This is a genomic window from Cohnella cholangitidis, from assembly GCF_014107495.1.
GTDB lineage: Bacteria > Bacillota > Bacilli > Paenibacillales > Paenibacillaceae > Cohnella > Cohnella cholangitidis.
In genome coordinates, this window is the sequence record NZ_CP041969.1 from 4,513,208 (window position 1) to 4,534,587 (window position 21,380).

Below are 21,380 nucleotides of genomic sequence, written 5' to 3' on the forward strand. Positions count from 1 at the left end.
GCGGTCGCGCTTATCTGTTAGATATTTATACGAGCGGGGTGGATTAGAGCATGGCGATCGTAGTACAGAAAAGGGACTACAGCATTACGGGGCCGGAAAGCAAACGGGCACAAGAAAAAGGGCTGGCGACGGCGGAGTGGTACACGAGCCCGATTCCGCGCGCGAAAATGAAGGAGCTCATGAAGAGAAGGAACGGGCCGGCCATTCGGGATACGATCATCTGGTTCGGCGGACTGGCCATTCTTGGCTACCTTGCCTATCTAAGTTGGGGAACTTGGTGGGCGATTCCGGCTTTTCTGGCATACGGCATCTTGTATGCCACGCCCGGAGATTCCAGATGGCACGAGTGCGGGCACGGAACGGCGTTCAAGACGCCTTGGATGAACGAGGTCGTCTACCAGATCGCGTCGTTCATGGTGCTAAGGTCGGCGACTCCGTGGCGTTGGAGCCATGCGCGCCATCATACCGATACGATTATCGTCGGACGCGATCCGGAGATCATTACGGAGCGGCCTCCGATCTGGAGAATTTTGCTCATGCAGATTTTCCATCTGTACGGCGGGCCGGTCGAGATCAAACGATTCATTCTTCATACGTTCGGCAAGCTGGAATCGCAGGAGAAGGAGTACATTCCGGAATCGCAGCATAGCAAGACGTTCTGGGAAGCCCGGGTATACATGCTCATTATTTTGGCGATTATCGGAGCTTGCATGTATGCGGGAAGCATTTTGCCGGCGATGTTTATTTTCCTGCCTTCCTTCTACGGCGGCATCGTGGTCATCACGTTCGGCATCACGCAGCATCTCGGCTTGTACGAGGACGTGCTGGATCACAGGCTGAACTCGAGAACGATCTACATGAACCGGCTCTGTCGGTTTCTGTATTGGAACATGAACTATCACGTGGAGCACCACATGTTCCCGATGGTGCCGTACCATGCGCTGGCGAAGCTGCACGCGGAGATGAAGGACGATTGTCCGGCGGCGCGTCCGGGGTTGTGGGCGGCATTGAAGGAAGTGATCACGGCGTTGCGCAAGCAGAAGCACGACCCAGCGCACGTCGTCGTCAAACCGCTGCCGAGTACCGCGCGCCCGTACATGTACGGGATCGAGCATAACATGAACATCAAGGTCGAGGGGTAATAGCTTTCAACTAGATAATCGCAAGGAGTGAAGGGCATGAGTAATGGACAATGGATTGAGGCTTGCGAGGTAGACGATATCGAGGTCGAAGACGTCATCCGCTTTGACCATGGAGACCGGACGTTCGCGATCTACCGGACGGAAAAAGGAGATTTTTACGCTTCCGACGGCTATTGCACCCATGAAAAGTTTCATTTGTCGAACGGATTGGTGATGGGCAACGTGATTGAATGCCCTAAGCATAACGGTCGTTTCGATATCGCCACCGGCCAAGCCAAAAGAGCGCCGGTGTGCGTGGATCTGAGAACCTATCCCGTGAAGATAGAAGCAGATAAGGTATATATCCAGATTTGATGTCGAAGGCCGAAGGAGCACGAATATGAAGGACTATGGAATGGTCGTCGTCGGAGCCGGAGAAGCGGCGCGCGCGCGGCGGTCGAGCTTCGGACGCAAGGTTGGACGGGCGCGATTACGATGATAGGCAACGAGAGGTGGCAGCCGTACGAGCGTCCGCCTTTATCCAAACATCAGCTATACGGCTCTGAGGAGCCGTCCCCCGTTACGATTCTCGATAGCGATAGATTAAACGAGCATAACATCGGTCTCCTAACAAACGACGCGGCTGTCCGAATTGACCGTCAAGCCCATTTCGTCGAGTTGGCGAGCGGAATTCAAGTGCCTTACGAGAGTTGCTGCTCGCAACGGGAGCTAATCCAAGAAAACTAAGCGTCAATGGGAACGCCGCCGAGGAGATGCTCTATCTGCGGACGTTTGCGGACGCGATCCGAATTCGGGAGCGGCTTCAACCGGGGAAAAGAGTGGCGGTCATCGGCGGTGGGTTTATCGGCCTGGAAGTCGCCGCCAGCGCGGTGACGAAGGGATGCGAGGTCACGCTCGTGGAAGTGGCGCCGCGGATCTTGATGCGCGGAGTGCCGGAACAAATCGCGGCGATGGTCGAGGAAAGGCACCGCGCCGCGGGAGTGCAATTCAAGATCGGCTTGATGATCGACAGCGTGGACAAGGAAGTCGGCGGCGAGTACGTTATTTCGTTAGCCGACGGAACGACGGTTCGTTGCGACGTTATCGTAACCGGAATCGGAGCTATTCCCGAAATGACGCTGGCTGTCGCAAGCGAACTTGAGGTAGATAACGGCGTTAAGGTCAACGAACTGCTCGCGACCGGCGACCCGGATATTTTCGCCGCGGGCGATTGCTGTTCTTTCCCGCATCCTCTCTACGGCGGCAAACGAATTCGGCTGGAGGCTTGGCGTAACGCTCAGGATCAAGGAACGCACGTCGCGGGCAACATGTTGGGCGCGTCTGCACCTTATGCTGCGTTGCCTTGGTTCTGGTCCGACCAATACGACCAAACGTTGCAAGTGGCGGGGCTGTCCGAGAGCACGGATACGACGGTAGTGCGCGATCTCGGCGAGGCAGGCAAGCTGTTCTTCCATGTATCGGCCGAAGGGATACTCGTATCCGTAAGCGGAATGGGTCCGACCGGGGGAATTGCGAAGGAGTTTCGATTAGCGGAAATGCTGATCGAGAAGCAGGCCCGGCCGGAACTAGAGGCATTGGCGAATCCGGGCAAGAAATTGAAGGAGCTGCTGCGCGCGTAAATAGGAAGAGGTCGTTCGGAAGTCCAATTAGGCTTAATATAAGGCGCTAGGCGAAAGGAATGAGAACATGAAGTATAACGCGTTCGGAAAATTAGGTACCCAGGTTTCCCGATTAGGTTTCGGAGCCATGGGCTTAGGCGGCGTATTCGGCCAATATGACGAGAAGGAACTTGTTCGTTCCGTCCTGCACAGCTTGGAGCAAGGCGTCAACTTCATCGACACCGCGAGAAACTACGGGGAGTCGGAGCGTATTCTCGGCTTGGCGCTGCGCGAATGGAAGGGCGAACGGCCGTTCATCGCATCCAAGATTCAATCGAAAGGACCGGGCAATCTGGGCTGGGGTAAACCGATTCCGGTGGAAACGGCTTTTCCGAAAGGATGGCTCAGGGAAAGCACGGAAATCTCGCTGAAGCTGTTGGGCGTCGAGACAATCGATCTCATGCAGCTTCACCAATACTGGCCTCAATGGGATAAAGCAGATTACTGGATGGACGAATTGCTGCAGTTGAAGCAAGAAGGGAAAATCCGCGGCATCGGCGTTTCCGTACCCGACCAGCGGCATGATATCGTTCTTTCCCTCGTGCAAAGCGGAAAGATCGATTCCGTCCAAACGGTATTCCATATTTTCGACCCGTTGCCTCTCGATTGCCTTATCCCGATCTGTCAGGAAAACCATGTCGCCGTTATCGCGAGATGCATCTTGGACGAAGGAGGACTGACGGGATTCTTGCGAGAGGATACAGTGTTCGGAGAGGGAGATTTCCGCAAATCGTATTTCGACTACATGCCTCGCAGCCTGTATATCGAGCGCGTGAATCGGTTGAAGGAGGCTTTCGTTCCGAAATACGCGAACAGCTTGGCAGAGCTGGCGATCAAATTCGTCTTGCATCATCAGGGAGTTACGGCGGCGATCAGTTCCATGCACGTTCCGCAATACGCGGATGAGAACATCGCGGCCGTCGACTGCGAACCGTTGCCCGAGGAAGTGTTCGAAGAAATCCGACAACATCACAGATGGGTGAGAAATTTCTATGAAACCAAGTACTGGCAGTAAGACGCTGTGGTCCGAGCTATTGCCGTACGAGTTCAACAGACGATTGGACGAATGTCCGATCGTCTATTTGCCGCTCGGACTGTGCGAACCGCACGGGCAAGTGAGCGCGTTCGGACTCGATACGCTCAAAGCGGAGTGGCTCTGCCTGCGAACGGCCGAGAAGGCAGGCGGAGTCGTTGCGCCTTCGATGGGCTATCATATTCACGAAACCGGCTATCACGCGCGTTGGCTGGAAGACGAAGTCGGGCAAGAAAATCCGCATATGACGGGGATACCTCCGGCTATTTTTATCCATCTATTCCTCTACCAATTGAGAGCGTTCGTTAATGCGGGTTTTCGGAAAATCATCGTTCTATCCGGGCATAGCGGAGGCAACCAGAAGGATTTGAGGCTGGCGGCGAAAGCGTTCATGAGCAGATTTCCCGAGGTCGAGGTATGGGTGCGGAGCGATCCGGAGTTAGTGGAAGATCAGTACGAGGGAGATCATGCCGGCAAATACGAAATCTCGCAGCTCATGTACATTAGGCCGGAATTGATCGAGATGGACAAGATGGCGTTGCAGGACAAGCCGGGATCGGGCGGACGCCTTGCGCTTGGCGCGGATGCCTGCGAGGCAAGCCCGGAGCTGGGCAAGCGGATTATGGAAGCGTGCCTCGCGAGCATGGTGGAGAAAGCTAACCGGATGAAGTCGGAAGCAACGAAGGCGGCTAAGGCGGAGGGAGCCGCCATTCCAAGAATTTCATATGCCGACGTCGAGGCGATATGGAGCGAAGTATCGCAACAGGCGGACAAATGGGCCACGGCAAATCCTTGGCCGTCTCAAGAGCCGGTTTCTCCTCAGTCGCAGTGGAAACCTTATGAGCGTTATGAAGCCGGTCGCTGAGACCGGCTTTTCCATTGCACGTATTAAAGGAACTCCGCCAACGTCAACAATAACGGAACTGAGCACCGCAAATTCGCAGAAATCCTCGCCAACGTCCGCAATAACAGAACTGAGCACCACTAATTCGCAGAAATCTCCGCCAACGTCCACAATAACGGAGTTGAGCACCGCTAATTCGCAGAATTGCTCGCCAACGTCCGCAATAACGGAACTGAGCACCGCAAATTCGCAGAATTCCTCGCCAACGTCCGCAATAACGGAACTGAGCACCGCAAATTCGCAGAAATCCTCGCCAACGTCCACAATAACGGAGTTGAGCACCGCTAATTCGCAGAAATTCTCGCCACAGTCCGCAATAACGGAGTTGAGCACCGCTAATTCGCAGAAATCTCCGCCAACGTCAACAATAACGGAACTGAGCACCGCTAATTCGCAGAAATCTCCGCCAACGTCAACAATAACGGAACTGAGCACCGCTAATTCGCAGAAAATCCTCGCCAACGTCCGCAATAACGGAACCGAGCACTGCTATTACCTCTCACGGGAGAGCGTTTCTGACTACTTCTGATACTCCTTAGGCGTACACCCGGTTACCTGCTTGAACAAGCGACTGAAGTAAAACTGATCCGGGTAACCGACGCGTTCGGCGACTTCCTTGACCGAGAGGCTCGGGTGATTGGCCAGCAAGTACTTGGCCTCGTTGATGCGCAGCGAGATCAAATATTTAGAAGGCGCTTCCCCAGTGTGCTTGATGAAGATCTTGCTCAAGTAGGACGGCGTGAAATTGAATTGCCTCGAAATCTCCTCCAAGCTGATTTCTTTGGTAAAGTTCTCCCTCAGGTAATGCTGGACCTGCCCGACGATATCCTCGGACGATACCGCCCCATTCACGCGCAAGCCCTCCGCCACGTTCTTTTTGTACATGGACTTCTCGTTTTCGATCGAAGTTTGTACCCGTACGATAGCCTTCTGAAGCTCGCCCGTCTTAATCGGCTTTAACAGATACTCGCTCGCTTCGTACCGAACGGCTTGCCTGGCGTATTCGAAATCCGCGTAGCCTGTCGTGATGATTTTGCGAATGTGCGGGTAATGGGATTGCAGCGATTTGATCAGCTCGAGCCCGTCCATGACGGGCATGCGGATATCCGTCACGATGAGGTCGGCGGCGTTGTCCCTAATGTAATTCAGGGCGCTTTTCCCGTCTTCGGCGGCATATACGACCTTTAACGCGCTATCCATGCTTTCGATTTTCTTGACCAAGTTGTTGCGAATCAAGTCTTCGTCCTCGGCAACTACGATTCGGATGGCGTTATCCGCATTTGTCATGCTTGTTCCCCCTTCGCCAATCGGCCTCCAATGGTGACCTCCGCTCCTCCTGTAGATGAATTGCCAAAGAGGAACACGGAATCGGAACCATAAGTAAGCCGCATGCGGATGAAAATATTGAGTAATCCCATGCCGCCCAACTGCAAGACGGGAGTTACGTTGGTCAAATACGTTTCGTCGATCTGGTTGCGAAGCTTCTCCATGCTCTCGGGACTGAAGCCCGGACCGTTGTCGGACACGGTAACTCGCCATTCGTTTCCTTCCGCGACGCCGACGATTCGTATATTCCATGGCGGCTCCCGTCGCGTGGCGAATTTGAGCGAGTTTTCGACCAACGGCTGGATGACCAGCTTGGGAATGCAAGTCCGCTCAAGGGCGTCGTCCACCTCGAACGAGAATTTCAGCTTCTGGCCGTGACGTATCGCGTTCACTTCCAGGTACTTGCGGGTATACAGCAATTCCGTCCGTAGTTCGACGGAAGATTCTTCAGACGAGATGTAACGCAATATATCGGACATATTTTCCGACATCGATACGATTTGCTCGTTCATGTTCTCTTCGGCCATGACGCCGATCGTCGCGAGCGTGTTGTACAGGAAGTGCGGATTCATCTGCGACTGTAGGGCAATCAGCTTAGATTGAACTTCCTGAGATTGGGATAATAGCAATTCGTCCATCGATTGCCGCAATCTTGAGCTCATGTTCACGAACGCCTCGTGCAGCTGGTCCAGCTCGTTCAGACCGCTATTTAACTCTTGAGAGGCGATCCGTCCGCTGCCAAGATCGTCCAGGCGGATATTTCGCACCGTCCGGAGGATTCTATAGATCGGGAACGTGATTTTCTTGGAAGCGATGAACGATAAGACAATGGCGAACAACAGGATACCTATGGCGACGAGCAACGTTTTGCGCGTAAAATCGGACAGGGGAGCGAGAAGCTTCTTCTCGGACACGATAACGACGGTGCTCCAGCCCGTCTGCTCCGAGTAATGGTGCGAGAGCAGCTCCTTGTCACCGGTAACCGGATTCCGGAAAGATTCGTACGTGCTTTCGTTCGAAGTTTGCCGAGCGGCGAGTTGCCCGATATAGGGCTCGTACAAACTTCGGTCGGCCTGAAGCGGATAGATAATCTGTCCTACGTTGTCGTAGACTAGCACGCTTTCTCCATAGGTGCTCTGCTTCACGAAGGACAGAACGCTTTTGAAAATCCGGTTATAGTACTGTTTGACTTCGACGATCCCAATAGGGACGTTGTAGTTGTCATAGAATTGGCGGAACAGAGACATCGAATATTGCTTCTCTCGCGCCGAGATGAATTTGGACATTTCCGCGTCTTCGACCGGCAAAGTAATATATTTCCCTTGGGTAGCCATCACGGCTTGGAACCAAGGCGTGGAGTTAGGATCATAGGAACGTTCCCCGTTGTCGAATCCGTTGCCGTAGGCTTTGCCTTTGAAGTCGTACAAGTACAGTTGCTCGGCGGCTCTAGAGGGGCCGATCGCGGCCGTTAGAATTTCGGCAAGCTCCTTGGCGCTCTGGACGGAGTTCGCGGAAGCTCCAGGTATCGTAGCCGGTTGCTCCACGTCCGGTACCGAGGAATGCGGCTGCTTCTCGATATCGGACAAATACTCAAGGAACTGGTTTTTGACCAGGTTGGAATACATGACGTTCAGAGAGACGTCGTTCATCTTGCGGATCTCGGAATCGATCTGGTCTTGCATGGACTGGCCTATATTGACTAGGGAGTCGGTTGCGTTATTTTTGATGAGCTCCGATACCCACATGTACACCCAAACGACGAGAATCGTGAAGACGATGATGATGATCAGCGTATAAGTCGAAAATAGAATCGTCTGGATGTTCCGAATTTTTCTCCACATAATGCCCTCCGAGAAGCCTTAATGATACCGTTTTCATAAACCTATTGTGAGGTCGCAATTTCGATTTGTCAAAAACGATTTCGGCACGCGGTTAAATAAGTACATAAAATGTAACCGTTTTCTCCATGGTCTCATATCGTCCCCAAATCTATAATGAAGACATCCCGAACGAACGGGAGAGGCTGCTGCAAAGCCATAATGTAAACGGATTCATCGGTGTATCTGACAAGGGGAGTGATCATGTGAAAAGGTTTGTCGCTATGTGTACCGCCATTATGCTGATCGCGGTTTTGGCGACGGCGTGCGGAGGCAAGAACGAAACGAATTCCTCGCCGTCGGCGTCTCAGCCGAATGCTTCTGAAACGGCAGCAAGCTCCGGCGCGGCAAAGAAAGATATTACTTTGACGTATATCGCCAGCCAAGATTGGATCAAGGACGCGGAGATGGAATTGGCCAAGAAGTTCGAAGAAAAGACTGGAATCCATATCGATTATCAAATCATTCCGGCCGATCAATACTTCAACGTGCTGAAAACGAAGCTCAATTCCGGAGAAGGTCCCGATCTCTTCGGCGGCCAAAGCGGGAAAAGCGAAATCAGCCTAAACTACAACGCCGAGAAAAACGCCGTCGACCTGAGCGATCAAGAATGGGTGAAACGGGAAGATCCGTTATCGATCGACCAGTTGTCCCTGAATGGCAAAGTGTACGCGCAGACGATCTGGGATACATCGAACAGCTACGTGCTCGTGTACAACAAGAAAATTTTCGCGGATCAAGGTCTGAGCGTGCCGACCACCTATGCGGGATTAAAAGAAGCGGCTCTTAAAATTCAAAAGGCAGGCATTACGCCTATCTATGAGCCGGTCGCGGACGGCTGGCATCACGTCTTATGGTTTGCCGAGCCCGGGCCGCAGTACGACAAGCTGCAACCTAACCTCTACAACGATTTGAACGCGAACAAAGCGAACTTCGAGACTAGCGCGCCTATGATCACTTCGCTTACGCAACTCAAAGAAATGTACGATTTAGGTTTCTTCGGGGATAACGCGCTTTCCGATACATTCGCGGATACGGCTAACCAGATGGCTACTGGCAAATTCGCCATGGCTCTAATGACGCAAGATCTTCCTCAGCAGATCGAGAAGATCAATCCCGAGCTGAAAGCGACGGATTTCGGATTCTTCGTCATCCCGCTCGCGGATAACCAGTTCTATTACGTCAATCCGGGCGGTCCGAGTAAATTCGTGTACTCCGGCGGCAAACACATCGAGGAAGCGAAGCAATATTTGAGTTTCTTGGCGGAACCGGACAACCTTCAATACTTGCTGGACAATACGCCAACGTTCTCCAACTTAAACTTCGCCGGTCTCAAGGACAAATATACGGACGAACAGAAGAAACTGCACGAGACTTACCCGGTTAAAGGAACGGATATCCAAGACTACGTAAATTACGTGAACCCGCAATGGATGGATATGGGTAAAGACATCGTCGGAATGTTCGGCGGAGCTATGCAACCCGTAGATGTTCTTAAGAGCATCGACAAACGCAGAAGCGACATGGCTAAGATCGCTAAGGACGAAGGCTGGAACAAGTAAAATATAGCGTTGGAACCGGCTGACCCTAATCCTGTCATCATCTCTCGGGATTAGGGTCATGCATTCACCGCTTCCAACCGCATGCGGAGTTGATAGCATCATGTTGAGAAACAAAACGTACCCGTTCTACTTTACGCTGCTGACGCTTGTCGTTTATACCTTGTTTCTGGTCATTCCGGGAATCATGGGCTTCTATTATTCGCTAACGGACTGGAACAGCTACTCGGACGAAATCAATTTTATCGGTTTGGAAAACTTTAAGACTTTGTTCTCCTCGGGAGAGCATTACATGAGCTACGTCTACAACACTTTGAATTTCACGGTATCGACCGTCGTGCTCAAGACGGCGCTCGGCCTTCTATTTGCGATAGCGTTAAACGAAGGAATCAAGATGAAAGGTTTTCACCGGGTTATGGTGTTCATGCCCGCGATTATCCCGATGCTCGTCGTCGGTCTCGTGTTCAAGTCGGTACTCAATCCGGCAACCGGCCTTCTGAACGAAACGCTGCGTTTCGTCGGATTGGATTTTATGGCTCAGAAATGGCTGGTCGACGTCAACTGGGCGTTCAAATCGATCATCGCCGTCGATACGTGGAAGGGCGTCGGATACATTATGATCATCCTGCTCGCCGGCCTGCAATCGATATCCAAATCGTATTATGAGGCAGCTGCCATCGACGGTGCGAACATCTGGCATAAATTCAGATTCGTAACGTTGCCGTTGCTCATGCCCGCGCTTGTCGTTACTACGGTACTTAACTTGCTGTACGGCTTGAAAGTGTTCGAAGCGGTCTACGTTCTGACGAACGGCGGTCCCGGTTATGCGACGGACGTGGTCTACACGGCCATATTCAAGGAGTTCTCGATGGGACGTTACGGCGTCGGCACTGCGCTTTCTACCTTGTTGTTCCTGTTCATGACCGTCGCGGGTTACTTTGTCATCCGCCTGATGACCAAAGGGGAGGAACAATCATGAACAAGAATGTCCGCAGCTTGCTGATCAACGGATTGGCATGGGTGCTCAGTCTTACGATGCTGACGCCGCTGCTTCTCATCGTCGTAAACTCGTTCAAGACGCAGACGGAGGCGGCTCCGATGAAGCTGAGTCTGCCGACGAACTGGGAATGGAGCAATTATTCCGTCGTTATCGAGCAAGGGAAGCTGATAACTTCCTTCTTGAACAGCTTGCTCTATTCCGCGACGTCAACCGTTCTCGGTATCGCCTTGGCCTCTATCGCGGCTTATATTTTTTCCCGGAATCCGACGAAGCTGAACAGATTCTTTTACTTCTTTCTCGTGCTTGGAATAGCGATGCCGATCAACTTCGTTACGTTAACGAAAGTCATGCAGTTTACTCACATCATCAATACTCAGTTCGGAATTATCGTATTATTGACGGTTATGTCGCTTCCTTTCACCGTATTTCTCATGCATGGCTACATCGGATCGGTGCCTCGTGAGCTGGACGAAGCGGGAATCGTCGACGGCTGCTCGCCGTTCCGGTTATTCTACGCGATCGTGTTGCCGCTGCTTGCTCCGGTAATCGCCACCGTAGGCGTCCTGAACTTCATGAACGCTTGGAACGAATTCGTGCTGCCGCTTTATTACTTGAACGATTCGGCCAAATGGCCGATGACGCTGGCGGTCTACAACTTCTTCGGTCAATTCCAAGTGAGCTGGAACCTTGTGTCCGCGGATATCGTGCTGACTACGCTGCCGGTTATCGTGATTTACTTGCTCGGCCAGAAATATATTATTTCCGGGATGACGTCGGGCTCGGTTAAAGGTTAAGAGAACGTACTTCTAGGGGAACGCAGAGAGGATGAAAGGCTATGGCAGCAACAACATATCGAATGGGTGTAGTCGGACTAGGAGAAGGACGAAGCATTATGTCCGCTGCGCTGAGCAGCAGCCGTTGGAAGCTAGCTAAGGTATGCGACCTTAACCAGGAGCTATGCGAGCATCGGGCGAAAGAATTCGATTTCCACGAGTGGACGACGGATTATCAAGAAATGCTGGCCGATCCGGACATCGACGTCATCGCTATCTACACGCCGGACCAGCTCCATTTCAGGCATGTGTGCCAAGCGCTCGAAGCGGGCAAGCATGTGATTTGCACGAAGCCGCTGCTTCCTTCCCTCGAAGGGGCGAAAGAACTGATGGAAGCGCAAGAGCGGACGGGCAAGCACGTATTCGTAGGGCAAAGCTCGCGTTTTTTCGAACCGATGAAGTTGCAGCGCCAAGACTTCGAGGCGGGACGGAACGGAGACGTCGAGACCGTCGAGGCCTATTATATTACAGATGCCAGATGGTTTCTGGAGAAGGCATGGAGCCGGCAGAAGGGCTTCAGCTGGATGTACAATTTCGTCATTCATGCCGTTGATATGGTCAGATGGTACCTTCCGGACATTACGGAAGTCATGGGCTTCGGCCGCAGCAGCGCCAACAACGCGGCTTACGGATTGGAGACGTGGGACACGGTTAGGTTCCTGCTCCGCGATTCGAGCGGAAGAATCGCTACGGTGTCCGGCAGCTATACGCTTCCGATCTTGGACCTTGCGGCGGAGACCGCGATAGGCTGCACGATCCGGGGGACGAAAGGAACGACGCGGGGCGAGTATCCTAACTTGCGCTACCATACGCACTTCGAAGGCGAAGAGCCGGCGGTTCAAAAGATGGACGACATGCACGATTATTACTTCCGGTTCGAGGGCATCAGCCATCATGCGGGGGAATATCAGAATTACATCGAATATTTCGCGGAATGTCTCGATCAAGGCATCACGCCAAAGCCGAACATCGAGGAAGCCGTTACGACGCTGGCCTTAATGGAAGCGATGGAACGCACTCTCCGTTCGAACGGGCAAAGCGTGAAGGTCCAAGACGTATTGGACGAATATTGGGCAGGTAAGCGGTAACGCTTAGCAAGAAGAAGACGATGGCGAAATAGCCGATCGTCTTCTTTTGCTTTTTCGAATTCGCGATGATTTAACCGCGCCTCGCGTTGACAGCCTTTCCGGCTATCTCTACGATAAGAGTATGGATGAATCGGCAGACGAGAAGCGAGATGAAGACAAGCCATGAAGAGAAGAATCGGAATTCGATTCAAGCTGATGGTCATGATGATTTGTTTAACGACTTTACCCGTAGCTGCCGTTACCTGGTTAGCTTCTAATAACACGCGTCATTCCGTAGAGCAGGAAATCATTAATGCTAACGAGTCGCGGATGGAATGGGTGAATCAGTATTTGAATGAGCTTATCCAGCAGATCGATACCTTATTCTATACTGTACAGATCAATACGCAATTAATGAGCAGCTTGGCTAAGGTAGATTCTTCCGATATCGGCGATCAATTTACGACGCAGAAATATATTAGCGATACTCTTAAGCAAGTCTTCTATGCCAATTCCAAAAAAATAGATGATTTCACCTTGTATATCCATGAGAATAAGAAAGCCATTACCGTTAACTTTACCAGCAGCGGTTCGATTTCTTATCTGGATATCCGGGACGGTTCGTGGAGCCGAATGTCGGATACTCCTGTCAATATGTATTTCAAACAAGAGATTAACGGGATCTATGCTTTTCATAGCATGAACCGATTCGAAGACCGCAAGCTGCTCGGAGGTCTTTCCGTTAGAATTAACCGCAAGGTGTGGGACGAAGTAGGCATGATTCTTAAATCGGAACAAGACAGTTCCGTCTTCTTGCTTAACGACGAGGGGGAGCTGTTGTCCGGATCGACCGATGGGAAAAGTGCGGAAGAAGCGTCTTCCTTGATCGGCAGTCTGGATGTGCCTGAGACGGGGATGGGATTTCAGAAAACAAGCAAATCTTATTTTTTCATGCAGAAGGTCAGCAAAGGGAAAATGACGATTATCAAAGCGATTCCGGTTGAAACCATCAATCAAAGCGCGCAAGCGACGATAAAAGCGGGGATCGTCATAGGCCTTTTGTTCGTCGCGGCTTCCGTCATCCTTTCCATTCTGTTCTCGCTGAGAATCAGCAAGCCCATCGTTAGTCTAGCCCGAACGATGAGAAGGGCGGAGATTCAGAGTTTTGAGTTGAAGTCGGTTAAGAATACCGATGAAATAGGACTGTTGGAGCATGGTTATAATTCGATGATGCAGCGAATGAAAGAGCTGATCGAGGTCGAGTACCAAAGAGAAATCGATATGAAGACTTCCCAGCTTAGAACGCTGCAAGCTCAGATTAATCCTCATTTTCTGAATAATACCCTTCATTTAATAGGGGGGATGGCTTTAGAGAAAGAGGCTCCGGAAATTTATCGCGTTACTCGGGTCATCGGAGATTTGCTGAGGTATTCGATCAGCACGGGAAGCGATTTAGCGTTATTCGGCGATGAACTGAAGCATATGCAGAACTACATTTTCATCCAAGAGCAAAGGTTCGCCGGACGCTGTCGGGTGATAGTCGCAAATGACGAGGCTTCGTCGGATTGTCGGCTTCCTAAATTCACTTTGCAACCGATCGTGGAGAACGCGTTCGAGCATGGCTTGCAGAGTAAATCGGGAAGCTGGTTAGTGGAAGTAAGAATCAAACGAATCCGTAATCGCATATTGATCGCGGTTTGGGATAGCGGCGTCGGTCTGGAGGAAGATAAGCTTGCCGCGATCCGTAAAGACTTGCGCTCGGGAAGCGAAAGCAATGCCGGCCAGTCGGAAAAAGAACCAAGCGGAAGACGAAGAGGGATAGGGTTGAAAAACGTCGATTCCCGATTGAAGCTCCATTTCGGCGAACGTTCCGGAATACGTATATATAGTAAAAAAGGCGAGGGAACAATCGTTTTATTCAGGTTGCCTAGAAAGGCGAAAGGTGAGCCGAAAGATGTATAAAGTGATGATTATAGATGACGAGCCCTGGTCAAGAAAAGTGATTAAGCAACTAGGAGAATGGGACTCGCTGCAATTGACGGTAGTAGGAGAAGCGGAAGACGGTTCCGAAGGCTTGCGGAAGATAGACGAGCTAACTCCGGATATCCTCGTAACGGACATGAGAATGCCGGGCATAGACGGCGTCGAGCTCTTGAAAACGTTGAACGAACGATATCCTTCACTCCAAATCATCGTGATGAGCGGGTATGACGATTTCGTTTATTTGAAGCAAGCTATTCATTCCCAGGCTAAAGATTATTTGCTTAAGCCAGTGGATCCGGATGAGCTTAATAAGGCGCTTGAGCAATGCGTGCGCGGGTTGCGAAAGTCCGAGCAAGTTTCCGCGCTGATGGGGAAGCAGCCCCTCCTATTGGCGGATTCGAATGTATTGGACGAATATCTGGAATATCGAAGCTTGGTTTACGGATATTTATTGGATCTTAACGCCGCGGGGGTCTCGCAGACGTTAAATGCGTTGCGGCATTTTCTCGATTCCGAGAACTTCGATGATAGCAGGCTGAGGGAAATCGGACACGATTTCATGCGGATGCTCGAAGACTATTTGGCGACTAGCGAGTTGGAGCAAAAATGGGAAATATGGAAGACCAAGCTTGACCCGAAGCAACCCGGGGAAAGCCCATGGCAATCCGCGAATGAGACGATTGGACGAATCGGGCGAATGTTCGCTCAAGCGATAGAAGATTTGCAGGAAACGCGTCAGAAGAGAAGCAAATTAGATATGAACGAAGTCGTTGCTTTTATCGATCGAAATTATAAAGAAACCCTATCACTGGAATCGCTCGCCGATTACTTCTATATTAGCAAAGAACATTTAAGCCGCTCCTTCAAAACGTTCAGCGGTGATACCGTTACCGATTACATCATCCGAAAGAAGATGGAGAAGGCCAAACAATTGATCGTTGAACATAAGTTATCCATTAAGCACGCAGCCGAGATGACAGGGTATACGGACCTTGCTTATTTCTACCGCGTATTTAAGAGGCATTATGGATTCGCACCGGGGGAATTGCGCAAAGGAAAGGAATAGCCTCGGGATGCTCCACCTCAATATAGTGCAATAGAAGACGTTAATATCCTGTAATGATATAGGAAAGCGCTTCCACCATAATGAGGGAGAAGTAAGTTAAATACGAGGGGGCAGAACCATGAAGAAAATCGTTAGCCTGAGTCTTATCGCCGCTATGCTATTATTGGTCGTCGCCGGGTGCGGAAACGCCAATAGCAACTCCGATCCGGTTGCTGGCAGCCAGTCTTCGGCAAGCTCGGAGACGAGTACTTCCGAGGCAAAACCGGCAAAGCCAACAAAGGTAGAGTTAAATGTATTTATGAGTTATCCGCAGTATAAGGATCAATTCGAACAATACTTCGAGCAGTTCAAAGCGAAGGAGTTGGCGGAGAAAAATATCGACGTAACCATCAAAACGGAAATGCCGAATGCCGACCAAGCCAAACAAATCCTGCAAACCCGTCTCGCTTCGAACGACGCGCCGGATTTGTTCACGATTCATGCGAATGATATCCCGACTTACTATAATGCCGGGTACTTAAGCGATCTAACCGATCAACCTGCCATACAGAGTTTATTCGAACCGATTAAGAAAACGGTGACTTACGACGGTAAAGTCGTCGTGCTGCCATTGGAAAGTTCGACTTGGGGCTACTTGTACAACAAGAAAATGTTTAAGGATCATGGTTTGACGCCGCCTAATACGTTAGACGAAATGAAGGCGGTTATCGAGAAATTGAAATCGGCGGATATCGCTCCCTTTCAGCTTGCTTTCCAAGAGTCATGGGTACCGCAATTAATGACCGCGCAGTCGCTCGGAGGCATCGTATCCTCGAAACATCCGGATTGGATCGAGAAGATGAACGCCGGCCAAGCTTCCTATAAGGATGTCGAAGCCATCTTCGACATCATCGATCTGATCAACGCGAATGGAACCAAGAAACCTTTTGAAGTCGGCAACGAAGCCGGGGCAGCGGATTTCGCTAACGGTAAATCGGCTATGTGGGTTCAAGGGCCTTGGAATGCGGACGCGATTCTGAAGGTAAATCCCGAATTTGAAATCGGCGTTGCCGCGCTTCCGGTAAGCAACGACGCTAAAGACACCATGATCAACCTGTCGACCTCAACATCTTTGGCCTTATCGCCTTCAAGCAAGAACAAGGAAGTTGCGCTTGATTTGCTTAACTATATTCTGGACGAGAAAGATTCCTCCGCGCTGTTCGAGCAATTGAAATTCAATCCGATTTCAACGGTTCACCAGTTCAAGGTGAGTCCATGGGTAGAGGAATCTTCGGCTTATGTTGCCAATGGGCAGGCCTATCAGGATTTGTCGCTTCCGAACGGGGTGACGGATGAGCAAGCCAAGCTTCTGCAAAGCTATTATGCCAAGTCGCTAACGAAAGAGGAATTTATCAAAACGATGGATAAAACGTGGGCAGCGGCAGTGATGGCCGCAGCTAAGTAAATCGGAGCGATGGATAAACGGCATTGGAGTGATAGGGTATGAGTTTAATAAGAAATAGGAAGAAAACTCTCATCCTGATAGCCTTCGTTTTTCCAGCCCTCCTGTTCTATTCCGTATTCGTACTCGCCCCCTCGATCGGGGGGGCGTGGTACAGCTTAACGGATTGGAACGGTTTGAATCCTACCTATGAGAGGGTAGGATTCGGCAATTACATCGAAGCGCTCACGGAGGATCGTTTCTTTCTTGATTCCATCTGGTTTACCCTTAAATACGTTGTTTTCATGGTTATTCTGTCTAATTTTTTGGCAATCTTGTTGGCTGTATTGATCGAATCGCGCAAACGCAGCAAGGTTTGGTTCCGGACGATCTTCTTTATGCCTAATATGATTAGCTTGATTATAGGCGGATTCATGTGGATGTTCATCTTTACTAAGGTTTTGCCTTACATTGCAGAACATACGATCTTTGGTTTTCTGGACCAATCTTGGATCGGAGATCCGAGGCTATCTTTCTATACCATCCTGATTCTCTCCCTTTGGAGCGGGGTCGGGTACTTGATGGTTATCTATATTGCCGCTCTGCAAGGCGTACCTCAACAGTTAAAAGAAGCGGCGGCGATCGATGGAGCTAATGCTTATCAGACGTTTCGAAATGTTACCCTTCCTATGATCTATCCGGCGGTCACCATCGGCCTGTTCGTGACGTTGAATAGTTCTTTCAAAGTTTTCGAAGCCGTATTCGCTCTTACGGGAGGCGGACCTGGACGGGCTACGCAGGTCATTGCGCTTAATATTTTCGAAGAAGCCTTTAGTCAAAGCAATCGTTATGGTTATGCCAGCGCGAAAGCCATGATCTTATTTCTAATCGTTTTAATCATTACGGTTATCCAATTGTGGATCATGAAGAGAAGAGAGGTGGAGGCGTGAATACTAAAAGCGGATATGCCAATCGAGCGAGGATAGGCGGTATAGCCGTCTCTGCTCTCATCTTTCTCTTCCTGCTTCTAGGAGCAATAGTCATGCTGTTTCCCATCTATATGGGAATTCTGAATTCGGTGAAGACGCAAAGCGAGATGTTGACGAACATTCTATCTTTTCCCGCCAAGTTTCAGTTCGCGAATTATTCGAGCGCCTTCGAGAAAATTCATTTTATGCGGAGTTTAGGGAACACGATTCAAATTGCCGCCGTAGGGTTGATTGGCATTATTGCGTGCGCTTCGATGGCCGGATATAAGCTTTCACGGACGAAAGGCAGATTAAGCTCGATTTTATTCGGACTTTTCATCTTATCCATGTTAATTCCGTTTCACTCCATTATGATCACCCTTGTCAAAATATCTAAAGAATTGACTATCCAAGGGTCTATCTATGGTTTGGGAATGATCTATATCGGACTTGGCGTTTCCATGGCTATCTTCTTATATCATGGCTTCGTGAAATCCATTCCCCGGGACTTGGACGAAGCCGCAATCATCGATGGATGCGGAGAATTCAGGCTTTTCTATTCGGTCATTTTTCCGTTATTGCTTCCCGTAACGGCTACCATCGCGATCTTGAACTTGTTGTGGATATGGAATGATTTTCTGCTGCCGTTGTTAATGTTGACCGACTCTGACCGCTACACGCTGCTGTTATCGACGAACATGCTATTCGGAGAGTATAGCAATGATTGGTCGAATATTTTGGCGTCTTTGATTTTGGCCATGCTTCCGGTCGTCGTTTTCTATTTAATCCTGCAAAAATACATTCTCAACGGGATCGCGGAAGGCGCGATCAAAGGGTGAGCGGAACGAAGGAGTGAGCTAAGTTGGCACAGTCGCGACAAAATGAGGTTACAGGGTTTCTTAAGGCCGCAGGCCCAAAATTGACCAATGGAGAAGGACGAGAGATCCTTCTTCGCGGCGTCGGGTTTGGCAGCTGGATGCTCCCGGAGGGGTATATGTGGCTTTTGCCGGACCAAGGGGATCGCCCGCGCCGAATCGAACGAATGATCAAGGAATTGGTCGGGGAAGAGAAGGCTAAGCAATTCTGGGAAATCTACTATGATCGCTACATTAATGAAGAGGATATTAAACAGATCGCTAAGGATGGATTCAATTCGGTTCGAGTCCCAATTAACTCTAGATTCTTAATCGAAGAAGGAGATGCGGGAGCCGTTCAATATAACGAGACGCATCTGGGATTGATAGATAGAGTCATTGGTTGGTGCCGAGAGCATCGGCTTTACGTTATTCTCGATCTTCATGGCGCTCCCGGCGGACAGACGGGCACGAACATCGACGATTCGGAGAACGATCAACCGGAATTGTTTCTCGACGAGCGTAATCAGAGGATAACCGTAGAGTTATGGAGAATGTTGGCCGAGCGTTATAAGGACGAGTGGATCGTGGCGGGCTACGATCTGTTGAATGAGCCGTTGCCTAATTGGTTTTCCGCATATAACGATCGAATAATGCCGCTGTATCGGGAGATTACGAGAGCCATCCGCGAAGTAGACGACCGTCATATCATTATTCTTGAAGGTGCCCATTGGGCCACGGACTGGTCCATATTCGATGATCGGTTCGACGACAATCTGATGCTGCAATTCCATAAGTACTGGAACAATCCGGATACGGAGAGCATACAGCCCTATTTGGATAAACGGGAAGAATGGAAAGTACCGATTTACATGGGAGAAGGCGGCGAGAACAATAAAGAGTGGTATGCGGGAGCCTTCCGGTTATTCGAGGATCACGACATCTCGTGGAACTTCTGGACATGGAAGAAAATGGGCAAAGATAATTCCCCATGCTCAGTCATTATCCCTTCCGGGTGGCAACAACTGATCGATTACTTAAATGGCGGGAGTAAACCGGATAAAGCGACCTCCGAACGCATCCTATGGGACTATTTGCATAATCTTTCTTTCGAGGAATGCGTTTATCAACAGGAGGTCGCTTTGTCTCTCTTCCGCAGACCTAAAGCGCGAATCCCGGCCATCTTCTATGGCTATCAAGGAGAGGGCGTAAGCTACGGGATCAAGAACCGGAACAACGACCCGATCGGATATCGGAGTCAGGATGGCACGGATATCCGATTCGTCGACGGAACAAGGAAATCTCCTAACTTCCAGCATGGCAAAGGAGAGCCTTGGAAAGCAGAAGAGCTTATGTATGTTCAACTAGCCGCCGATGATTGGCTTGCTTATGAATTTACAGTCGGAGATTTCTCGGATATTTCAAGCTGCGTGGTCTCTATACATGCATTCGCCCCTGAAGGAAGAGCGGGGATTTCGGTCTCGATTGACGGTGAACCGATCGAAACGATAGAACTAATCGAGGGCTCATGGGAAACGAAACGAACGAAAATTCCATTTTATCCGGCTTCGGGCTTGCATCGCATCGAGCTCAAAGCCACCGAAAAGGCGATAGGGGTACAGTGGCTTGAGGTTATCCCATACGATCATGAAATGAACGGTCATGCCTAACTACGACAGACGGGTTGCAACCGGGCTAGAGCGATGGATGGCTCGTCTGCCGATCCCGGTAAGAGCGGGGGGATTCGCCGGTCCACCGTTTGAATTGACGGCTGAAGTGGGCGATATCGGTATAGCCGAGCAAATTGGAAATATGGTCGATGCTTAACGTCGTATCCCGCAGCAATCGCATGGCCTCTTCTTGAATCATGCGGGATAAGTACTGCCGGGGCGAGATGCCGTACACTTTTTTGAACAATCGATTGCAATGCGATTCGCTTATGCCGAGCTTCCGGGCAATCTGCCCGACGAGCAGCCGGTCCTGGTCGGGATGTCCGTGATAGACCGGCTGTTTGGCCGCTGCCTGAATATAGGATTCGATACGATAGGCTGTCTCCGAATGGGGCAGCCTTTTGTCGTCCGGATTGTCCGTCGAGGCTGACAGCGTCAGGCACAGCTGCGCGAGAATTTGAAAAAAGGAGGCTTGCACGAGAGCTCGTACAGATAAGTCGAAGCGTTGTTCGGCAGTAACCGACCGGGCCAGCCCTTCGAGTATCGGCTTAAGAGATTTGCCATCCGGGGAGGTGCCGGGAATCAGCGAAAGCTGGGTTGATCCGAACAGGTGCAAGAGCGGACGGTCGTCCAGTTCGAAATGCAAGCACAAATAGGTCAAACCTTCCGCGGACCCTACGCTGCTGGAATGAATGTCGCCCGGACGGATCAACACGAAGTCGCCGGCTTGCTGCCGATAGGACTTTCCGTTGATAGAGATAATCTGGCAGCCCTTCATCACGTAATTGATCTCGTATTGCTTGTGCTCGTGGGAAGGGTAAATCCAATCCGAATTCACTTCCCTGACGTGCAGGAAGGAGATATGGTGAGCGGAGCGAAGATCGGGAATAAATTGCTCCGTTATGCTGTTTTTCTGCCCCGTGCGAATGCTGCTATCCATGGCGGATTCCTTCTTTCCTATATGTAACCGCTTTATTATTATACCTGATCTCGGCTTGATTTGGGTAAATAATAGGCGCG

Annotated in this window: 19 protein-coding genes; 16 read left to right on the forward strand and 3 right to left on the reverse strand. The window is 50.6% G+C overall.

What is annotated here, in order from left to right; all coding sequences use genetic code 11:
- Positions 1 to 50: 50 nt before the first annotated feature.
- From FPL14_RS20810 to FPL14_RS20830, 6 genes are all read left to right on the forward strand, one after another.
- A complete protein-coding gene (locus tag FPL14_RS20810) occupies positions 51 to 1,142 on the forward strand; it encodes a fatty acid desaturase family protein (protein WP_182299558.1) in 1,092 nt (363 codons plus the stop codon).
- A gap of 36 nt (positions 1,143 to 1,178) precedes the next feature.
- Positions 1,179 to 1,496 carry a MocE family 2Fe-2S type ferredoxin gene (locus FPL14_RS20815; protein WP_182299559.1) on the forward strand — a complete coding sequence of 106 codons (318 nt, stop codon included), beginning with the start codon at positions 1,179 to 1,181 and terminating at the stop codon, positions 1,494 to 1,496.
- A gap of 120 nt (positions 1,497 to 1,616) precedes the next feature.
- Positions 1,617 to 1,868 carry a hypothetical protein gene (locus FPL14_RS29625; protein WP_220471175.1) on the forward strand — a complete coding sequence of 84 codons (252 nt, stop codon included), beginning with the start codon at positions 1,617 to 1,619 and terminating at the stop codon, positions 1,866 to 1,868.
- Positions 1,832 to 2,761, forward strand: coding sequence for an NAD(P)/FAD-dependent oxidoreductase (locus FPL14_RS20820; RefSeq protein ID WP_220471176.1), 930 nt, complete (start codon positions 1,832 to 1,834; stop codon positions 2,759 to 2,761). Before FPL14_RS29625 ends, FPL14_RS20820 begins: the two co-directional genes overlap by 37 nt.
- 67 nt (positions 2,762 to 2,828) lie before the next feature.
- Positions 2,829 to 3,815: an aldo/keto reductase gene (locus FPL14_RS20825; protein WP_182299560.1), complete on the forward strand. Its 987-nt coding sequence runs from the start codon at positions 2,829 to 2,831 to the stop codon at positions 3,813 to 3,815.
- Positions 3,793 to 4,698, forward strand: coding sequence for a creatininase family protein (locus FPL14_RS20830; RefSeq protein ID WP_182299561.1), 906 nt, complete (start codon positions 3,793 to 3,795; stop codon positions 4,696 to 4,698). The genes FPL14_RS20825 and FPL14_RS20830 overlap by 23 nt, the downstream gene beginning before the upstream one ends.
- A gap of 558 nt (positions 4,699 to 5,256) precedes the next feature.
- On the opposite strand, the gene FPL14_RS20835 is transcribed toward FPL14_RS20830, so the two are convergent.
- Both FPL14_RS20835 and FPL14_RS20840 read right to left on the reverse strand, forming a co-directional pair.
- Positions 5,257 to 6,024: a response regulator transcription factor gene (locus tag FPL14_RS20835; protein WP_182299562.1), complete on the reverse strand. Its 768-nt coding sequence runs from the start codon at positions 6,022 to 6,024 to the stop codon at positions 5,257 to 5,259.
- The gene (locus FPL14_RS20840) at positions 6,021 to 7,904 is read right to left on the reverse strand and encodes a cache domain-containing sensor histidine kinase (protein WP_182299563.1); all 1,884 of its coding nucleotides are present in this window, start codon (positions 7,902 to 7,904) and stop codon (positions 6,021 to 6,023) included. The genes FPL14_RS20835 and FPL14_RS20840 overlap by 4 nt, the downstream gene beginning before the upstream one ends.
- A gap of 242 nt (positions 7,905 to 8,146) precedes the next feature.
- Here FPL14_RS20840 and FPL14_RS20845 point away from each other — a divergent pair, with 242 nt between their 5' ends.
- The 10 genes from FPL14_RS20845 (at position 8,147) to FPL14_RS20890 (ending at position 20,360) form a co-directional block, all read left to right on the forward strand.
- Positions 8,147 to 9,502, forward strand: a complete 1,356-nt coding sequence (locus FPL14_RS20845) for an ABC transporter substrate-binding protein (RefSeq protein WP_182299564.1) — start codon at positions 8,147 to 8,149, stop codon at positions 9,500 to 9,502.
- 100 nt (positions 9,503 to 9,602) lie between these two features.
- A complete protein-coding gene (locus tag FPL14_RS20850; protein WP_182299565.1) occupies positions 9,603 to 10,478 on the forward strand; it encodes a carbohydrate ABC transporter permease in 876 nt (291 codons plus the stop codon).
- Positions 10,475 to 11,293 carry a carbohydrate ABC transporter permease gene (locus FPL14_RS20855; protein ID WP_182299566.1) on the forward strand — a complete coding sequence of 273 codons (819 nt, stop codon included), beginning with the start codon at positions 10,475 to 10,477 and terminating at the stop codon, positions 11,291 to 11,293. Before FPL14_RS20850 ends, FPL14_RS20855 begins: the two co-directional genes overlap by 4 nt.
- A 41-nt stretch (positions 11,294 to 11,334) precedes the next feature.
- The gene (locus FPL14_RS20860; protein WP_182299567.1) at positions 11,335 to 12,420 is read left to right on the forward strand and encodes a Gfo/Idh/MocA family protein; all 1,086 of its coding nucleotides are present in this window, start codon (positions 11,335 to 11,337) and stop codon (positions 12,418 to 12,420) included.
- A 162-nt stretch (positions 12,421 to 12,582) separates the two neighbouring features.
- Positions 12,583 to 14,361, forward strand: coding sequence for a sensor histidine kinase (locus FPL14_RS20865; RefSeq protein WP_182299568.1), 1,779 nt, complete (start codon positions 12,583 to 12,585; stop codon positions 14,359 to 14,361).
- Positions 14,354 to 15,448 (forward strand): response regulator transcription factor, encoded by a 1,095-nt coding sequence (locus tag FPL14_RS20870; protein WP_182299569.1) that lies wholly within the window; start codon positions 14,354 to 14,356, stop codon positions 15,446 to 15,448. The genes FPL14_RS20865 and FPL14_RS20870 overlap by 8 nt, the downstream gene beginning before the upstream one ends.
- Positions 15,449 to 15,566: 118 nt before the next feature.
- Positions 15,567 to 16,892: an ABC transporter substrate-binding protein gene (locus FPL14_RS20875; RefSeq protein ID WP_182299570.1), complete on the forward strand. Its 1,326-nt coding sequence runs from the start codon at positions 15,567 to 15,569 to the stop codon at positions 16,890 to 16,892.
- A 38-nt stretch (positions 16,893 to 16,930) separates the two neighbouring features.
- Positions 16,931 to 17,818, forward strand: coding sequence for a carbohydrate ABC transporter permease (locus FPL14_RS20880; protein ID WP_182299571.1), 888 nt, complete (start codon positions 16,931 to 16,933; stop codon positions 17,816 to 17,818).
- 92 nt (positions 17,819 to 17,910) lie between these two features.
- The gene (locus FPL14_RS20885) at positions 17,911 to 18,675 is read left to right on the forward strand and encodes a carbohydrate ABC transporter permease (protein ID WP_182299572.1); all 765 of its coding nucleotides are present in this window, start codon (positions 17,911 to 17,913) and stop codon (positions 18,673 to 18,675) included.
- Positions 18,676 to 18,830: 155 nt separating this feature from the next.
- The gene (locus FPL14_RS20890; RefSeq protein ID WP_229263605.1) at positions 18,831 to 20,360 is read left to right on the forward strand and encodes a cellulase family glycosylhydrolase; all 1,530 of its coding nucleotides are present in this window, start codon (positions 18,831 to 18,833) and stop codon (positions 20,358 to 20,360) included.
- Between the two features lie 25 nt (positions 20,361 to 20,385).
- Here FPL14_RS20890 and FPL14_RS20895 read toward each other — a convergent pair whose 3' ends face one another.
- Positions 20,386 to 21,300, reverse strand: coding sequence for an AraC family transcriptional regulator (locus FPL14_RS20895; protein WP_182299574.1), 915 nt, complete (start codon positions 21,298 to 21,300; stop codon positions 20,386 to 20,388).
- Positions 21,301 to 21,380 lie beyond the last annotated feature (80 nt).